At 69.2% G+C, this 16,091-nt stretch carries 15 protein-coding genes; 4 read left to right on the plus strand and 11 right to left on the minus strand.

The features are described from left to right. Positions 1-59: 59 nt before the first annotated feature. Both OTB20_RS31640 and OTB20_RS31645 read left to right on the plus strand, forming a co-directional pair. Positions 60-1,004, plus strand: a complete 945-nt coding sequence (locus OTB20_RS31640) for a hypothetical protein (protein WP_267822785.1) — start codon at positions 60-62, stop codon at positions 1,002-1,004. Positions 1,005-1,217: 213 nt separating this feature from the next. Beyond that, positions 1,218-2,429, plus strand: coding sequence for a helix-turn-helix domain-containing protein (locus OTB20_RS31645; protein WP_267761559.1), 1,212 nt, complete (start codon positions 1,218-1,220; stop codon positions 2,427-2,429). 391 nt (positions 2,430-2,820) lie between these two features. Here OTB20_RS31645 and OTB20_RS31650 read toward each other — a convergent pair whose 3' ends face one another. Both OTB20_RS31650 and OTB20_RS31655 read right to left on the minus strand, forming a co-directional pair. Next, positions 2,821-3,801, minus strand: a complete 981-nt coding sequence (locus OTB20_RS31650) for an NADPH:quinone reductase (RefSeq protein ID WP_267822786.1) — start codon at positions 3,799-3,801, stop codon at positions 2,821-2,823. A gap of 2 nt (positions 3,802-3,803) precedes the next feature. Beyond that, entirely contained in the window at positions 3,804-4,379 is a 576-nt protein-coding gene (locus tag OTB20_RS31655; protein WP_267822787.1) for a PadR family transcriptional regulator, read from the minus strand. Positions 4,380-4,530: 151 nt separating this feature from the next. Between OTB20_RS31655 and OTB20_RS31660 the strand changes: the two genes are divergently transcribed. Next, entirely contained in the window at positions 4,531-5,337 is an 807-nt protein-coding gene (locus OTB20_RS31660; protein WP_267822789.1) for an alpha/beta fold hydrolase, read from the plus strand. Positions 5,338-5,382: 45 nt separating this feature from the next. Continuing rightward, positions 5,383-5,976: a recombinase family protein gene (locus OTB20_RS31665; protein WP_267822790.1), complete on the plus strand. Its 594-nt coding sequence runs from the start codon at positions 5,383-5,385 to the stop codon at positions 5,974-5,976. A 189-nt stretch (positions 5,977-6,165) separates the two neighbouring features. Here the strand turns inward: OTB20_RS31665 and OTB20_RS31670 are convergent, their stop codons facing one another. From OTB20_RS31670 to OTB20_RS31710, 9 genes are all read right to left on the minus strand, one after another. Continuing rightward, positions 6,166-7,644: a non-reducing end alpha-L-arabinofuranosidase family hydrolase gene (locus OTB20_RS31670; protein ID WP_267822792.1), complete on the minus strand. Its 1,479-nt coding sequence runs from the start codon at positions 7,642-7,644 to the stop codon at positions 6,166-6,168. Continuing rightward, the gene (locus tag OTB20_RS31675; protein WP_420716527.1) at positions 7,644-8,435 is read right to left on the minus strand and encodes a cupin domain-containing protein; all 792 of its coding nucleotides are present in this window, start codon (positions 8,433-8,435) and stop codon (positions 7,644-7,646) included. The genes OTB20_RS31670 and OTB20_RS31675 overlap by 1 nt, the downstream gene beginning before the upstream one ends. After that, a complete protein-coding gene (locus OTB20_RS31680) occupies positions 8,387-9,247 on the minus strand; it encodes a PmoA family protein (protein WP_267822793.1) in 861 nt (286 codons plus the stop codon). Before OTB20_RS31680 ends, OTB20_RS31675 begins: the two co-directional genes overlap by 49 nt. Then, positions 9,244-10,290 carry a Gfo/Idh/MocA family protein gene (locus OTB20_RS31685; RefSeq protein WP_267822795.1) on the minus strand — a complete coding sequence of 349 codons (1,047 nt, stop codon included), beginning with the start codon at positions 10,288-10,290 and terminating at the stop codon, positions 9,244-9,246. The genes OTB20_RS31680 and OTB20_RS31685 overlap by 4 nt, the downstream gene beginning before the upstream one ends. Next, positions 10,287-11,327, minus strand: coding sequence for an endo-1,4-beta-xylanase (locus OTB20_RS31690; protein ID WP_267822796.1), 1,041 nt, complete (start codon positions 11,325-11,327; stop codon positions 10,287-10,289). Before OTB20_RS31690 ends, OTB20_RS31685 begins: the two co-directional genes overlap by 4 nt. 29 nt (positions 11,328-11,356) lie before the next feature. Next, positions 11,357-12,685, minus strand: coding sequence for a glycoside hydrolase family 30 protein (locus OTB20_RS31695; protein WP_267822797.1), 1,329 nt, complete (start codon positions 12,683-12,685; stop codon positions 11,357-11,359). 83 nt (positions 12,686-12,768) lie between these two features. Beyond that, positions 12,769-13,599, minus strand: a complete 831-nt coding sequence (locus OTB20_RS31700; RefSeq protein WP_267822799.1) for a carbohydrate ABC transporter permease — start codon at positions 13,597-13,599, stop codon at positions 12,769-12,771. Continuing rightward, entirely contained in the window at positions 13,596-14,585 is a 990-nt protein-coding gene (locus tag OTB20_RS31705; protein WP_420716528.1) for a carbohydrate ABC transporter permease, read from the minus strand. The genes OTB20_RS31700 and OTB20_RS31705 overlap by 4 nt, the downstream gene beginning before the upstream one ends. After that, positions 14,578-15,870 carry an extracellular solute-binding protein gene (locus OTB20_RS31710; RefSeq protein ID WP_267822800.1) on the minus strand — a complete coding sequence of 431 codons (1,293 nt, stop codon included), beginning with the start codon at positions 15,868-15,870 and terminating at the stop codon, positions 14,578-14,580. Before OTB20_RS31710 ends, OTB20_RS31705 begins: the two co-directional genes overlap by 8 nt. Between the last annotated feature and the right edge of the window lie 221 nt (positions 15,871-16,091).

The following is a 16,091-nucleotide window of genomic DNA, read 5'->3' on the forward strand; positions in this document are numbered from 1 at the left end:
CTCCGCCCTCCGCCCTCCGCACCAGACCTGAACATTCCCCGTCACCGAAAGGCACCTCCATGCCACTCGCCTCCGCACGCACCCGGCTCGCCACCCTCTCGGCGCTGACCGCGTTCGGCGCGTTCGCCTCCCTCGGTACGGCGACCGCCGCCACACCGGACCTCAACGGCGGATGGGGTCCGTTCACCCGCTGCCCCGTCGACTCGCCGACGATGCTCGGGGCGGACGGTCTGGACAAGGCACCGCAGTGCGTCGTCTCCTACTCCACCAGCGGGTCCATCAAACTCGGCAACACGACGGTCATCACCGCCAACAGCAACCTGCAGATGGGCGTCGTCCAGAACTCCGACGGCACCAGCACCGTCGTCGCGCCCGCCTCCGGGGCGATCATCGCCGACTCCGCGACGGTGCCCGGCGGCCTCCTCGGGCTGATGTGTCCGAGCAACATCCCGGGCATCACGGCCATCTGCCAGCAGCTCTCGGACGGCAAGCTCAACAAGATCACCGCGACCCTGGAGTCGGTGGGCGCCCCCTCGAACTTCGACCAGATAGCGGGCGTCGTCACCGACCAGACGATCGTGAACATCCCCGTCCGCATCCACCTGGAGAACCCGTTCCTGGGCAGCAACTGCTACATCGGCACCAAGAGCAACCCGATCGTCCTGAAGCCGAAGAACCTCACCTACCCCTCGTTCGGCGTGGATCGGTTCAACGGTGACGGCAGCGCGAACGAGGAAGGCGAGATGAGCCGCCTCAACCTCCTCGGCTCCACCCAGTACGACACGTCCTTCGCCGTCCCCGGCGCCAGCGGCTGCGGCTTGGGGCTGTTCGGCCTGATCGACGCGGCGGTCAACCTCAAGACCGGTCTGCCGTCGGCGGCGGGCAACAACAGCCTGACCCTGAACAACACCCAGACCTACCTGGGCGGGCTCTACGCCCCGGGTACGGTAGCCCCCGACGCGGGCAAGCAGCTCGCCCGGAACTGGCACTCCGCGGTCAAGTAACCGCCATCGACAGCCGATTCCCGGCCGAACTCACCGCCGCCACCCCTCCCCCCTGCGTGACTCGTGCTCAAGTGGTGTACAGCACAGCCAACTTGACTTAGCGTCAGCACCACAACCAGGTATGGACCTGACGGCCGCGCCCCCGCCCTCCAGCCAGACAGGGTGCTGCCACGCCGCTCCCCATCGGGCGCGCAGGAGAGCAAGGGATCGGTCATGCCCTCAATCGCACAGACACCGGACATCGGTGAACCGCTCGACCCGCTCCCCAAGGAGTTCGCAGCCTTGATGAGGCCCGAGGTCCCGGGCCTCATCAAGGAGATCCGCGTCGAGGTCCAGCGCGCCTATCCCGTGTACACCCGACTCCTCAACGGCCCCAACGCGGACACCATCCGCCAGGGTGTGGAACAGGCACTGGCCACGTTCGTGGACCGCGTCGCCGACCCCGGCGCGAGCTCGGTCCTGCGCGACGAACTGCTGCGCAAGTTCGGCCGGGTGGAGGCGTACGAAGGCCGTGACCTCGACACCCTCCAGGGGGCCTACCGGCTGGGCGCACGCATCGCGCTCCGCCGGGCCAAGACCATAGGCCGGCGGTACAACCTGTCCCCCTCGCTGATCCTCGCCTTCGCGGACGCGCTCTTCGCCTACGTGGACGAGCTGGAGGCACTCGCGCGCGAGGGGCACGCGGAGGTCCGGGCGCGTGCGGCCTCCGAGGTGTCGGCGTTACGAAGGCAACTGCTCCACCTCATCCTCGTCGGGTCGCCCCTGCCGCAGGCGACCATCGCCGAGCTGTGCGAGCAGGCGGCCTGGGAACTCCCCTCCCAGTGCACCCTGGTGGCCTTAAGGGCTCCGGCGCCGGACCACATACGGACCTGCCTCGACCGGGACGTCCTCGCCGACCTCGGCATCCCGCAGCCGCACCTGCTGATCCCCGGACCACTCACTTCCGAGCGTCTGGCGATGCTCGAATCCGCCCTGTCGGGCACCTCGGCCGTCATAGGCCTGACCGTGTCACCGCCGCAGGCCGCCGACTCCATCCGGTGGGCCAGGAGGGTGCTGCAGCTCATCGACGACGGGATCGTGCCCAACCGGCCGGTCGTGCACTGCGAAGACCATCTGACAACGTTGTGGCTCCTGTCCGACCCCGCGCTCGTCACCCACATCGCGGCCCGCGAACTGGCCCCGCTCAGCGGGCTCACCGGCTCCCGGCGCGGGCGCCTAGTCGAGACGCTGCGCGTCCACATCTCCACCCGAGCCCCCGCCGATCAGGTCGGCGAGGTGCTCGGTGTCCACGCGCAGACCGTCCGCTACCGCCTGCGCAACCTGGATGCCCACCTGGGCGACCGCATCACGGACCCGGACCATCGCTTCACCCTGGAGGCTGCCCTGCGCTCGCTCCACCTCCAGGGCAACGACTACGCGGAATGACCCGACACCCTCGGCCGCGTTGATCGGCGGACAAGCCCCGAGGAGCGTCACCGATTCACGGCCGGAACGAGGCGGCCATCGGCCACGCAGCCCTCTTCCCGATCCGCCGGCACCTGCGTCAGGAACGTGGTCTCCTGTGCGGGCACACCGCGTCAGCGCGTCGCAGCCCGTGGCTGGCGCGCTGGTGTCGATAGCGACCCGCTTAGCGGGCCGACGGAGGAGAGAGAACCGCGATGCACATGCGCCCACCCTACCCGGCTGGGAAAGGGGCGCCCTCCCCACCCTGACCTGGGGAAACGACTCGATCGCGACCGTCGCGGCAGCGCGGGGCACCGGGCCGATGACCGGGCAACGACCGTGGGGAGAATCGAGAAGGTTCCCCAGGGTTTCTCTACTGGGGGACGTCGATCAGGACCCGGCCGCGTCCGCCGCCGTCGATGCGGTCATGGGCCTTGGCGATGTCGGCGAGCGGGAAGCGGTCGCCGACATCGACGCTGAGGGCGCCGACGGCCGCCGCAGCGGTGAGATCCCGGGCCGCCTGGCGTCTGGCCTGGTCGGGGAAGTCGTCGCTGCCGAGCAGGCGCAGGGTGACGTTGTTGAACAGCAACGTCCAGAACGGGATCTCGGTGCGGTCGTCGCGGGTGGCGTACGCGGCGATGACGGCGCCGTTCGCGGCGACGGCGTCGTCCAGGTCGGCGTTGTCGGACAGGGCGACCTCGATGATCCGGTCCACGCCGTCGGGTGCGTGGGCGCGGATCGCGGCGGCCGGATCGCCTGAGTCGAGGGCGACGGCGTGGGAGACGGCCGCGGGATCGATCCGGTCCAGTTCGGTGCCGCGCCGGACGGTGCCGATGACCGTGGCCCCGCCCCAGCGGGCGAGCTGGGCGGCCAGGGAGCCGACCCCGCCCAGGACGCCGTTGACGAGCACGAGTTTGCCGTCGACGGGGCCGTCGGCGAAGACGGTGCGGTGCGCGGTGATGCCGGGGATGCCCAGGCTCGCGCCGAGGTCGTCGGACAGGTGGTCGGGCAGCGGGACGGCGAGGTCACCGGGGACGACGGTGTACTGGGCGGCGGTACCGAAGGGGCGGTAGGACTGGGCACCGTACACCCAGACGCGCTGCCCCACGCGCCGCGCGTTGACGCCGTCGCCGACGGCGTCAACGATGCCGGCGGCGTCGCTGTGCGGGATCACCTGCGGATAGGGCATGGCCGAGCCGGTCCAGCCGCGCCGCTTCTTGGTGTCGCCGGGGTTGGCGCCGGAGACTGTGACGCGGACACGGACCTCACCGGGGCCGGGGGTGGGGTCGGGCACCTCACCGTACTGGAGCACCTCGGCGGCCGGGCCCTGCTGGTCGTACCAGGACGCAAGCATGTTCAGCCCTTCCGATCACGGGTGTGGGTCTGGGGGCGGGGCTGCTCGTCTGCCCCTCGGATGCCGTCGCCGTCCAGGACCTCGTGGAGCCAGGCGCGTTCGGCGCGGCTGGTGGCGCGGGCGGTGAGCATCATGCCGCGCCGGTAAGGGTCGGTGACCTGCTCGGCGCGCATCGGCGCGTCGCCGTCGTAGAAGAAGCTGGCGGGAGCCTCCAGGAAGTCCAGGCGGCGGCGCAGCACGGCGTGCTGCTCGGCCCTGTCGGGCAACAGCGAGAGGAACGCCAGGATCACGAACCAGCGGGAGAAGTCGGTGATCTCGTGCTCGGCCGGTTCCCGCAGCCGCCGCAGCATGTCCTCGCGTCCCGCATCCGTCAGGTTCAGCATGTACCGGCCGCCGCCCGCCTCGGGTGCAGGGCGCCGTTCGATCAGCCCGGCCTTCGTCAGCCGGCTGATCGCCGGGTAGAGGGTGCCGTCACTGACCGGACGGCTGTAGCCAGTCAGGTGCGTAATGCGCCGTCGCAGCTCGTGCCCGGGCAGGGGGCCTTCGGCGAGGAAGCCGAGTATCGCGAGTTCCAGCATGGCCCCAGGATCTCACATCGAAACGATGCGCACATCGTTTCGATGTTACGTTGGATGTGGAGGCCTCCTCTCCGTGCCGCCTGCAAGGCCGCCTCGGGCCGGCCGCCCGCGCCGTACCCCTCCCCGGGAGGGCGACATAAGGAAGAAGACCATGACTGCCGCTAATCCCCGCCAGGCCCACGTCACCTCCACCGACGGCACGAAGATCGCCGTCACGATCACCGGCCAGGGCCGCCCCCTGGTCGTCTCCCCGGGCGCCCTCAACGCCGCCCAGGACTGGCAGATCCTCGCCGACCTGCTCGCCCCGCACTTCACCACCTATGCGATCGACCGCCGCGGCCGGGGCGCCAGTGGCGACAACAGCGAGCACACCATTCAGCGGGAGGCCGACGACATCGCCGCCGTCCTCGACCTCGCCGGCCCCGACGCGATCCTGCTCGGCCACTCCTACGGCGGACTGGTCACCCTCGCCCACGCCCTGCACCAGCCCCCGGCGGCGTTCATCCTCTACGAGCCCCCGATCCCGCTGGGCGGCCCCGTCGGCGGCGACGCCCTCGCCCCCTTCGAGGAGGCCGTCCAGGCAGGCGACCTCGACCAGGCCCTCACCCTCGGGCTGCGGAACTTCCTGAAGTTCCCCGACGAGGCCATCGAGGAGTTCCGCCAGACCCCGTTCTGGGCCATCCGCGCGTCCATGACCCCGACGTGGGCCCGCGAGATGCGCGCGATGGACAGCTTCGGCGATGACCTTGCCCGCTTCGCCGCCCTCGACATCCCGACGCTCCTCGTGATCGGCGAACTCAGCCCTCACTGGCTGACCGGCGTCTCCCGCCGCCTGCACCAGGCCCTGCCCGACGCCCGCCTCGTCGAGATCCCCGGCGAAGCCCACGACGCCTTCCTCACCGGCCCCCACGCCCTCGCCGAGGTCATCACCGCCTTCACCAACGGCCTGCCTGACTGAGCGAAGTCGACAGCCCCGCGCTCACAAACGGTCCTTTGCGCGAGCATGATCAAGAACGGGTTCGAGGAAGCGCTGCGGACCGCGCGGGAGGTCAAGGCCCACGCCCCGCACTGCCGGGTCATCTTCACCGTGTACGAGATGAAGCGGCTCGGCCGCGAGATGCTCGCCGGGCCGCCGCCCGGCATCTACGACCCCACCGGGCCCGGCAAGCTGCTGTTCGCGTTCTTCGCGGCGATGGCGGAGACCGAGCGGGAGAACATCCGCGAGTCGACCCTCGAAGGGCTCGACGCGGCGGCCCGCAAGGGCAAGCACGGCGGCCGACCGCCCGTCATCACCGACGACATGCTGCACACCGTGCTGCGGCGCCGCGCGAACGGCGAGTCGGTCGAGCAGATCCAGCCCGACCTGATCATCGCCACCGGTAAACGCAAGGGCCAGGCCCCCAGCGTCGCGAGCATCTACCGCGCGCTCGCCGAGCACGAGAAGGGGGAGGCGTACCCCGAGGCCGTCGAACAGGCACACGCCGACTTCGCCGAACTCCAGGACGCCGACGACATCCCCCGCCCCCGCCGAGCCCGCATCCGGCGCCCGGACGACCCGATCACGGCCGAGGAAGCCGACCTCCGTCAACAGATTTAGGACCAGGTGCTCCAGAGCACGGAGACCGAGTAGGCGACCAAGACACCTCGGGGCAACAAGATCAAGTACTGGCGGCTTTTGGGCTTACCTCGGCGCTACCCCCTCTTCGCGTGACCCGGGCGGGCTCGGCCTTGCGTCGCCGAGCCCGCCACGCCGGCTCCGCTCCGGAGCCGGACCCGTGTCACGCCGTTAGCGACGCAGTGTCAGCAGACCCGGCCGGTAGGGCCATTGGCCGTAATCACCGCCGGAGTTGGGGTCGCGTCCCTGATAGAGGAACTGCAGGTTGCAGGGATCGACGGTGAAGGTCTGGTCCGCGGTGGTGCGGATCAGTTCGCCGTGGCTGATGTCGTTGGTCCAGGTGGCGCCGCTGTTGGCCTTACCGGCGAAGGGGTTGCTCTCGGTCCCGGCCTGGGGTGTCCACGAGCCGTTCAGACTGGTGGCCGTGAACGAGCGGAAGTAGCGGCCCTGCGAGCCGTCCGCCTCGACGATCATGAGGTAGCGGTCCTGGCCCTGGAGCTTGTAGACCTGCGGGGCTTCGAACAGGTTCTTCGTCGTGTCGCTCATGATCGTTGTGTAGGTCGAGCCGAAACTGCCCGGGAAGTTCCCGATCGGCATGCTGGCCCGGTAGATCTTGCCGTTGTCACCGGCGAAGAACAGGTACATGTTCGTGCTGTCACCGATGATCGTCTGGTCGATGGGCCCTGTTCCGGAGTCGGCGATGCTTCCGGAGAAGAGCACCTGCTGTGACGACCAGCCGTTGGGGTTGGCGGGGTCGCTCGACGTCCGGTAGGAGAAGGCGCTCCCCCCGCCCCACTGGTAGGTGAGCACCCAGATGTTCTTCGGCGCGAAGTAGAAGAGCGTGGGCGCGACGACGGAGTTCGACATCGTGTTCTGGCCGGCCGAGGCCATCTCCGACCAGTTGCCGAACAGGCCGAAGTTCATCGAACCCCAGCCCGCCCCCGTTCCCGCGGCGCCGTGCGTCGTCGCATAGACGAGATGCTTGCCGTTGTAGGGGGCGACGGTGAAGTCCTTGAGCGACGCCCACCCTGCCTTGGGCTGCGCCAGCGCGCCCGTCGAGCTCCAGCGGTAGGTCGACGGAAGAGCGCACGCGCCGGGGGTGCCGGCACCGACCTTGACGAGCTGCCACTGCTGGTTGGTGCCGCCCCAGTCTTCGTACTGGACGATGTTCGCGTTGTCGGCGGTGGAGCCACCTTGCACTTCGAGGGCCTTGTTGCTGTGGCGCGCGATGAGCCTCACGTAGCCGTCCGAGCTGTCGGCGAGCCGCCACTGCTGGTTGGTGGCGTTCAGGTCGGCCCACTGGACGATCGAGGCGCCGTTGGCGGTGGATCCGTTGTGGACGTCCAGCACCTTGCCGGAGTGTCGGGACTTGATGCGGTAGTTACCGCCGCCGGAGTCGACGAACTGCCACTGCTGCTGGTTCTGATCGTTCCGGGTCCACTGGGTGATGCGGGCGCCGTCGCCGGTCGCCAGGTTGTAGACGTCCAGGGCCTTGCCGCTGTTGCGGTTGACCAGCACGTAGTAGGCGTTGGGGTCGACGGTCGCCGCGGTGGCGGGCTGGACACTGAGGAAGGTGGCCAGGAGCAGCAAGGGTGCGAGGACGGCGAGCAGCCGTCTCACGTGCACCGGGAACGGAGGGCGAAACGACATCAGGAGAGCTCCTTCGAGGGGTGGGGGCGAGGTGACCCCGACGGGCCGCGCGGCGGCCGCGTTGTTGGGGGGTCGGGGACGGGATAGGTGTGAAGGCGGCCGCACATGCCGAAGCTCTGGCGCTCCGGGCGCTCCAGGCGTGACACCGCGCCGTGGCCGAGGTGGGAGAGGTCTGCGGCCTTCAGCCGTTCCAGCTGACGGCCGGTCGTGAGGGCCGCGGCCAGGGGGCCGTCACGCCAGCGGGTCCACCAGGCGTCCAGCAGCTCGCTTTTCAGGCGGTGAGCCGCGATGTGGAACTGCGGCAGCCCGCCTTCGCACAAGGCCAGGAAGCCCTCGACCGCCAGGTCGCGGCGGCGGCGCGCTGCCGCGGAAAGGTCGCCGGTCAAGGTGGCCGCTGCCTGATAGGCGCCCGGATCGGCCAGCACCGGGGCGGGGAAGGTGAAGACGGCGTCGCCCGCCTCGGGGAGTCCGCCGTTCTGCATGAGCACCACGAGGCGCAGGTCGCCGTCGTTGACGAGGCGGTGGATCGTGCCGGGGGTGAACCAGACGACGTCGCCGGGGTGCAGCGGGGTGTCGGCGAAGCCGGAGGTGGTGAGCGTCTGGACGCTGCCCGCGCCGCCGGTGACTACGTAGGCTTCGGAGCAGACGAGGTGCATGTGGGGGGTGCCGCCGCACAGCCCGTCGGCGGCCTCCCAGTCGTACACGGTCAGCCCGGAGATCCCCACGCCGCCGGGGAAGGGGGTCACCACGGGTGTTCCGCGATGTGGCGGGACAGGCGCCCGGCGGTCCATGCGCCGTCGGCCACGACGACCCGGTAGCGGCGCGACAGGGTTTCGCCCGGGGCCAGCGGCAGTTCCTCGTCGAACGCCAGGGACGGGTTGACGGCGGGGAAGGGCTCGCTGCGGACGAACCAGTCGCAGGGGGCGTCCGGATCGTCCAGGAACAGGAGCGTGGAGGAGCGGTCGACCTCGTCGTGCGTGCCGATGAAGGCCAGCCAGTCGCCCTGCTCGCCCATCGCGGGGCCGATCACGTCGCCGCCGGTGAAATCGCGCGGGCCTCGCCAGAACAGGCCGGAGTACCCGGCGAGCTTTCTGCCCTGTGTGCCGGGGCTGCCGAACAGCAGACCGGTGTCCCGGACGTTGATCAGTGCGGTGGCGACGTCCAGGCTCCAGGAGTCGGATTCGACGTCGTGTGCGGTCAGCGTGCGGCGCTCGTCGATCCAGTGCTCCCCCGCCATCGTGTACCAGGCCAGGTCCTCGGTGATCACGGCGCGGCCGTGGCCCGTTTCGGCGGACACGGCGAGGCTGCGCATGGTGCCGAGGTTCGGCAGGTCCACGTAGCCCTGGCCGCGCAGGTAGGTGCCGCCGCCCCAGAAGTTCTGCCCCGACACCCACGACGCCGTGATCTGGATGCCCTTGTGCCAGCGGTGGTCGTGCGGCCGGTACCCGGTGACCACGTCGCCGGCGAGCGTGCGCACCGGATGCAGGTAGGGCTTCGGCGCCTCGAAGGGGTCCATGACCGGCCGGTGCACGTACCGGAAGAGGTCGACGCCGCGAGCTCGGACGGTCAGCGAGTCCTCGTCCTCCAGGAGTTCGAAGGTCATCGGAACACCTCCGGGCGGCCTCCGTTGAGCGAGCCGTAGAACGGATCGGCCGCGTCGATCTCTCCGCGCCGGACCGGCAGCCCGGTGATCGCGGCCTTGTACAGGGCGGTGACCAGTTCCATGGTGGATCTGCCGAGGTCGGGCCGGATGCCCGCTTCGTAGCCGTCCAGGAAGGCCGCGAGCTGGGCGGTGTGCGAGCTGGGCAGGTCGTCCGGCGGCTCCCACTTCACGCTGGTCGATCCGGTGGTGAACGTCCAGTCCGCGTTGGAGTAGCCGTACAGATGCCGCAGTTCGACCGTGGCGTCGGTGAGGTCGAACCGCAGGTAGCTCTCCTCGCGCGGGGAAAGGACGCTGTTGACGACCGTCGCGATGGCTCCGTTCTCGAACCGGACCAGGGCCGCGGACACATCCTCGGTCTGGACGTCGCGTTCGAGGCGGCCGGCCATCGCGCGTACCTCGGCCCATTCGCCGAGCACCGCGAGCATCAGGTCCATCTGGTGGATGCCGTGCCCCAGCGTCGGGCCACCCCCCTCGCTCTCCCAGGTGCCGCGCCAGGGCATGTCGTAGTAGGCGTCGTCGCGGTACCAGGCCGTGACGCACTGCGCGACCAGGGGACGGCCCAGCGTCCCGGCGACGATCCGGTCGCGCAGGTACCGGGCCCCCGAGCCGTACCGGTGCTGGAACACCGCGCCCGCGACGGCGGGCCCCTCGGCGGCGCGGATCCGGTCGAGCTCGGCCAGCGACAGCGCCACCGGCTTCTCGCACCACACCCACGCCTGCGACTCCAGACAGGCCACGGCCTGGTCGGCGTGCAGGAACGGAGGCGTGCACAGGTGCACGAGGTCGGGGCTCTGCTCCTGGAGCATCGTGTGCAGGTCGGTGTAGACCGCGGGAATGCCGTGTTCGGCCGCGAACTCCTCGGCGCGCGCGGCGTCCACGTCGACGGCCGCCACGATCACGGCCCGGTGCGCCTGCGCCCGGAGGGCGGGTACGTGGCAGATGCCCGCGATCCCGCCCGTTCCGACGATCGCCGTCCTGATCATCCGCCCAGCACCTTCCTGATCGAGTGATAGGCGGGCTTGGGCATCAGGTTCTCGTCGTAGGGCAGGGCCGCACCCTCACCGGGGAAGACGGAGGGGATCCACGAGTACTTGTCCGTGTAGTCCCAGATGGTGATGCCCACGCATTTCCTGACCGCGAGGCAGGCCTTGACGTAGTCGGCGTACCAGGTGGCCTGCGTGGCGAGCTTCTCGGGGGTCGCCGGGAGGTTCATCCTGATGTCGAGCTCGGTGATCGCGACCTCGACCCCGAGGTCGGCGAAGCGCTCCATGTTCTGCTGGACGTCGGCGGGGAAGCCGTACTGGAGCGCCAGATGGCCCTGGATGCCGAAGCCCTCCACCGGGACGCCGTCGGCCTTCAACTGCTTGATCAGGGTGTAATAGGCGTCGCTCTTGGGGCCGATCCAGTCGACGTTGTAGTCGTTGAGGTACAGCTTGGCGTGTCGGTCGGCCTCGTGGGCCCAGCGCAGGGCGTCGGCGATGTAGCCGGGGCCGAGCGTCTTGTAGAAGAGCGTCTCGCGGTAGGTGCCGTCTTCGTTGAAGGCCTCGTTGACGACGTCCCAGTGGATCACCTGGCCCTTGAAGTGCCGGACCACCGTCTGTATGTGGTGCTTGAGGATGGCGCGCAGCTCGTCGGCGGTCCAGGTGCCCTCGGTGAGCCAGGCGGGAAGCTGGTTGTGCCAGATGAGGGTGTGGCCGCGGACCTTCTGGTGGTGGGCCTGGGCGAACGCGACGACCTCGTCGGCGGCGGTGAAGTCGAAGACGCCGCGTTCGGGCTCGGTGGCGTACCACTTCATGGCGTTGCCGGGGGTGGTCTGCCCGAATTCGCTGCCGAGGAGCTTCAGATAGGCGGCGTCGGTGAACTCGGGGTTGTCGGTGGCGGAGCCGAAGTACTTGTGGTGCTTCTCGGCCAGTTCGCCGAGCGTCCTGGGACGTGGCTCGGCGGCCGCGGGCGCGGCGGCGAGGCCGGCCGACAGGCAGACGGCGGCGGACAGAGCGGTGAGAATCCGGGACATGGACATGACGGACTACTCCTCCAGTGATGGGCGGTTCAGTCGAGGACGATCGTGGTCAGCGCGCGTGGGGCGAGCGTCGCCCTGAGGGTCGTGCCGTGCGTGGAGACGATGTCGGCCGGGGTGATCGAGCGGGTCTCGTCGGTGACGTAGGCGTCAGGGCGGCGGTCGTGCCCGCCGCGGAGTGAGAACTCGGTGGAGCTTTCGGTGCTCGCGGTGTTGAGGATCTCGATCACGCGGCTGCCGTCGGTGTTGCGGAAGGCCGTGATCCGCAGTGCCGGGTCGGCGTTCGTGACCGGCACGCGGACGGCGCCGGGGCGGATGAACCGGCTGAAGGCGGCCAGCGCCCAGTACCGCTTGGACACGCGGTAGTCGTCACCGGGGTTGGCGAGCTGGATGAGCCCTCGGGTCGCGCCGAGGGACGCGCCGGTCCAGTAGACGTAGGCATTGGCGTTGCCGACGGTCAGGGTGTTCTGGATGTCGGCCGCGACGGTGAGACCGTCGTAGCCGCTGCCGTCGTCCCAGTTCTCGTTCCAGGTGGCGCCGTCCGGCGACCATTCCGACATCCACACGTGCTTGTCGGTCGGCTGCGCCACCTCGGTCGGACCGCTGTAGCGGTGGCCCGTGATGGTCCGCACGGCCTTGCCGGCCGCGGGGTCCGCCTCGATGGCCTCGGTGTAGGCGACCTGCCGGTCCCAGCCCGCGGCGTCGCAGCAGACCACCCCGGTCTTCAGCCCGGACGCGCGGACGGTCGGCCCGAGCACCTTGAGGAAGTCGACGGCCTGCTGCGGGGTGAACCGCATCGAGGCGTAGGTCGCCGTCCAGTCGGGTTCGTTGGTGAACCCGAGGTCGGTGAGCCCGATGCCCTCCTGCTGGTAGAACTTCGCGTACTGGACGAGGTAGTTCGCATAGGCCTGACGCCATTCGGGCAGCAGCTCGCCGCCGTCGTTCTCGCTTCCGTTGGTCTTCATGAAGGCCGGGGCGCTCCAGGCGTCGGCGAAGAACCGTTTGACGCCGTACTCCTTGGCCTCCTTGGCGAGCCAGACCTGACCGCCGTCCCAGCCGTCCCAGACGTACTTCGGCGTGGCCCGCGGCCCGCCGGGATCGGCCGGCAGGATCGTCGGCATGTGGTCGTAGACCTTGTCGGTCGACGACCCGATGCCCAGACGCAGGATCGAAAGGCCCGCACCCTTGTCCTTACTGAGCAGCAGGTCGAGCACCTCGCGCTGCTTGGCCGGGCTGAGGCCGCGTGCGCCGTGCAGCAGGTCGGCCCGCTGGAAGGCCATCGAGAAGCCGAATCCGTCTATGGGCTGGAGCTCGGCGCGGAAGTCGATGACGGGTCGCGCGGGGGCGGCCACCGCCTGCATAGTTAACGCTAACAATATTGCGGTCAATGCGGCCAGGCGTTTCACGGCGTCTCCTCGGGGGGGGGGAGGTCGGGCGGGACGGGTCAGCCCTTGGTGGCGCCCGCGGTGAGTCCGCCGATCAGCTGCCGCTCGGCGACGGCGTAGAAGGCGAGGGCGGGGACCATGGCGAGCACGATGTAGGCGAGGACGAGCGCGTAGTCGGTCGAGTACTGGCCCTGGAACTGCTGGACGCCGACCGGGATCGTCTGCCATTGGGGGTCGTTGAACACCAGCAGCGGCAGGAAGAAGTTGTTCCAGCTCGCGACGATCGCGAGCACCGAGACCGTGCCGAGCGCCGGACGCGCCATCGGCAGCAGGATCTTCCAGAAGAAGCGGAACTTGCCGCAGCCGTCCATGACGGCCGCCTCCTCGACCTCTGCCGGGATGGTCCGGAAGAAGCCGCGCAGAATGATGATCGTCATGGGGAGCCCGAAGGCCGCCTGCGGGAGGATCACTCCGAGGGGGTTGTCGAGCAGGTCGAAGTTGCGCAGCAGCAGGAACAGCGGCAGGACGGCCACCGCGAACGGGAACATCAGCCCGATCGTGAACAGCGTGTAGAACAGCTCCCTGCCCCGGAAGGCGTAGCGGGCCAGGACGAACGCCGCCATCGCAGCGACCGCCACCGTGCAGCATGCCGTGCCGATCGCGATTCCCGCGCTGTTGGCGATCTGCCGCCAGAACATTCCGTCGCTGAGGATGCCGGTGTAATTGCCGGTCTTCCAGTGCTCCGGCAGCCCGAACGGGTTGGTCGTCAGCTCGCCGGTGCTCTTGAACCCGGAGATCACCGCGTAGACCAGCGGCACGACGACGAACGCGCCGATCAGCCAGACCACGGCGTGCAGCGACAGGCCGTGTGCCGTTCTGCGGGCGTTCATCGGCCACCTCCCGAGGTGACGGCCCCGCTCAGGTCACGGCGCAGTACGTAACGCTGGTAGAAGAGGGAGAAGACCAGACTGATCATGAACAGCACCACGCTGATCGCACTGGCGTAGCCGACCTGGTAGCGCTTGAAGCCGAACTGGAACATCGAGATCGCCATCGTCTCGGAGGAGTGGTTGGGCCCGCCCGCGGTCATGACCCAGACGAGGTCGAAGAGCTGGATGGCACCGATGACCGAAAGGAAGACGCTGATCCGGATCGTCGGGCCGAGCAACGGCAGCGTCACGTGCCGGAAGCGCTGCCAGGCGCCGGCGCCGTCGATGGAGGCGGCCTCGAGGATCTCGCCCGGGATGCTTTGCAGCCCGGCGAGGAAGAGCATCATGTGGAACCCGAAGTACTTCCAGGTCATGACCACGAACAGGGTCGGCATGACCGTCGAGGGATCGGCGAGCCACTTGCCCTGCAGCCCCTCCAGGCCGAGGGCGCCCGCGAGATGGTCGGCCATGCCGCCACCGGGAAGGAAGATCATCGTGAAGAGGACCGCCGTGACCACTTCGGACAGGATGTACGGCGCGAAGAACAGCATCCGGTAGACGGCCCGGCCGCGCAGCCTCTGGTTGAGCAGGACGGCGGTGAACAGCGCGAACGGCAACTGCACCGTGATCGACAGCGTGATCAGGTACAGCCCGCGCTCCAGATCGCCGAGGAAGACCTGATCCCCGAAGAGGGTGGCGTAGTTGCCGAAGCCGACGAAGTCCTCCAGGGGGCCGACCCCGCCCCACTTGAAGAAGCCGGTGTAGACGGCGACCGCGATCGGGGCGAGGACGAAGACGAGGAAGAGGACCAGAGCCGGGACGAGGAACCAGGCGACCGACGCCCAGCTTCCCAGCCGGCGCAGGAGCGACCGCGCCGGGGCGGGCGGGCGCACCGGTCCGGTGTCCTGCGTCCGCTCCTTGGTCAGGGTGGACACGGAGCTAGGCACCCTTCGCAGCCTCGGTTATCGACTTGGTGACCTGCTCGGGCGTCTTCTTGCCCGCGATGAGGTCGGCGACGCTGTCGTTGACCTCCTGGCCGACCGCCGGCGGGTAGGCCTGGTCGAGGAAGAGCTGGAAGCCCGTCGCCTTGACCAGGCTGTCGGCCACCACCTTCCTGTTGGGGTCGGTGAGCTGGCTCTCCGCGCCCTTGACCACCGGGAGGTAGCCGTTGGAGGCCAGCAGCTTGGACTGGTTCTCCAGAACGAAGAACTTCAGGAAGTCCAGCGCCTCCTTCGGGGCGCCCTTGCGCAGCGCGAAGCCGCCGCCGCCGCCGAACACCTCGGTGGCCTGGCCGACGCCGCCGTCGACCGTAGGGAAGGGGAAGAAGCCGAGGTCCGCTCCCAGGTCGGCGCCCGCGTCCTTCTGCACCGACGGCCCCCACTGCCCCATCAGCTCCATGGCGGCCTTGCCGTTGCCCATGGTCGCGGCCTGGCCGCCGGGGGTGGCGTAGCCGGCGCCGAGGAAGGCCGTCTGGAACGGCTGGAGGTCGACCAGCTCCTTGAGGTGGGCGCCTGCCTGGACGAAGCCCGCGCCGGTGAAGTCCTTGGTGGTCGCGGCCTGCTGCAGCGCGGGGAGGCCCGCGACGCGCATCGCGAGGTAGGCCCAGTAGTAGTGGCCGGGCCATTTCTCCTTGCCCGCGAGGGCGATCGGAGTGACGCCCGCCGCCTTGAGCTTCCTGACGTCTTCCAGGAGCTCGGCCCAGGTGGCCGGCGGAGCGGTGATCCCGGCCTTGGCGAAGAGCTTCTTGTTGTACCAGAAGCCGACCATGCCGACGTCGTAGGGCACCCCGTAGGTCCGGCCCTCGAACTGGTAGGCCTGCAGCGAGACCGGGGTGAGGTCGGACGACCAGCCGAACACGTCGGTGAGGTCCTCCACCAGCCCCGCGTCGACCTGCTGCTGCAGCACGCCTCCGCCCCAGGTCTGGAAGACGTCGGGGAGCTTGCCCGAAGAGGTGGTGGCGGTCAGCTTGGACTTGAACGCCTCGTTCTCCAACGAGGTCGTCTTGATCGTGATGTCCGGGTGGGCGGCCGTGAACGCCGAGGAGATCTGCGGGAAGAGGGACTTGCCCGGTTCCGTCGTGGCGATGTTCCACCACGCGAAGGTCACCTTGCCGCCGGCCGCCGGCTTGCCGCCCGAGTCGTCACCGCCGCAGGCCGCGGTCAGCGAGACGGACAGAGCGGTCAGACCCGAGAGCGCCAGGAAGCTTCGTCGGCTCGGGGGGGTGCTGGCCATGGGACCTCCGGGTTAGGAATGCCGGTTCAGACGCGAAAGATTTTCGAAACACCATCGGATTCGGTGCTGCCATAAACTAGGAAGGCGGGGCCCCTCGGTCAAGACCTGTCACCGATTTATCCGCCACAGCAGCACTCTTTGAGCTTGACAAGCAGGTCACGCCGACCGGAAACTCTTCGAAAGTTTGCGATACATGTCGCCAGCCCATGGTCTGCCCATAG

Source organism: Streptomyces sp. H27-H1 (genome assembly GCF_026627445.1).
Lineage (GTDB): Bacteria > Actinomycetota > Actinomycetes > Streptomycetales > Streptomycetaceae > Streptomyces.

What these genes read in the sequence shown, in the direction of transcription:
- OTB20_RS31640 (WP_267822785.1), top strand. Translation starts at nt 60, where the DNA reads ATGCCACTCGCCTCCGCACGCACCCGGCTCGCCACCCTCTCGGCGCTG.
- OTB20_RS31645 (WP_267761559.1), top strand. Translation starts at nt 1,218, where the DNA reads ATGCCCTCAATCGCACAGACACCGGACATCGGTGAACCGCTCGACCCG.
- OTB20_RS31650 (WP_267822786.1), bottom strand. Translation starts at nt 3,801, where the DNA reads ATGCTTGCGTCCTGGTACGACCAGCAGGGCCCGGCCGCCGAGGTGCTC.
- OTB20_RS31655 (WP_267822787.1), bottom strand. Translation starts at nt 4,379, where the DNA reads ATGCTGGAACTCGCGATACTCGGCTTCCTCGCCGAAGGCCCCCTGCCC.
- OTB20_RS31660 (WP_267822789.1), top strand. Translation starts at nt 4,531, where the DNA reads ATGACTGCCGCTAATCCCCGCCAGGCCCACGTCACCTCCACCGACGGC.
- OTB20_RS31665 (WP_267822790.1), top strand. Translation starts at nt 5,383, where the DNA reads ATGATCAAGAACGGGTTCGAGGAAGCGCTGCGGACCGCGCGGGAGGTC.
- OTB20_RS31670 (WP_267822792.1), bottom strand. Translation starts at nt 7,644, where the DNA reads ATGTCGTTTCGCCCTCCGTTCCCGGTGCACGTGAGACGGCTGCTCGCC.
- OTB20_RS31675 (WP_420716527.1), bottom strand. Translation starts at nt 8,435, where the DNA reads ATGGACCGCCGGGCGCCTGTCCCGCCACATCGCGGAACACCCGTGGTG.
- OTB20_RS31680 (WP_267822793.1), bottom strand. Translation starts at nt 9,247, where the DNA reads ATGACCTTCGAACTCCTGGAGGACGAGGACTCGCTGACCGTCCGAGCT.
- OTB20_RS31685 (WP_267822795.1), bottom strand. Translation starts at nt 10,290, where the DNA reads ATGATCAGGACGGCGATCGTCGGAACGGGCGGGATCGCGGGCATCTGC.
- OTB20_RS31690 (WP_267822796.1), bottom strand. Translation starts at nt 11,327, where the DNA reads ATGTCCATGTCCCGGATTCTCACCGCTCTGTCCGCCGCCGTCTGCCTG.
- OTB20_RS31695 (WP_267822797.1), bottom strand. Translation starts at nt 12,685, where the DNA reads ATGCAGGCGGTGGCCGCCCCCGCGCGACCCGTCATCGACTTCCGCGCC.
- OTB20_RS31700 (WP_267822799.1), bottom strand. Translation starts at nt 13,599, where the DNA reads ATGAACGCCCGCAGAACGGCACACGGCCTGTCGCTGCACGCCGTGGTC.
- OTB20_RS31710 (WP_267822800.1), bottom strand. Translation starts at nt 15,870, where the DNA reads ATGGCCAGCACCCCCCCGAGCCGACGAAGCTTCCTGGCGCTCTCGGGT.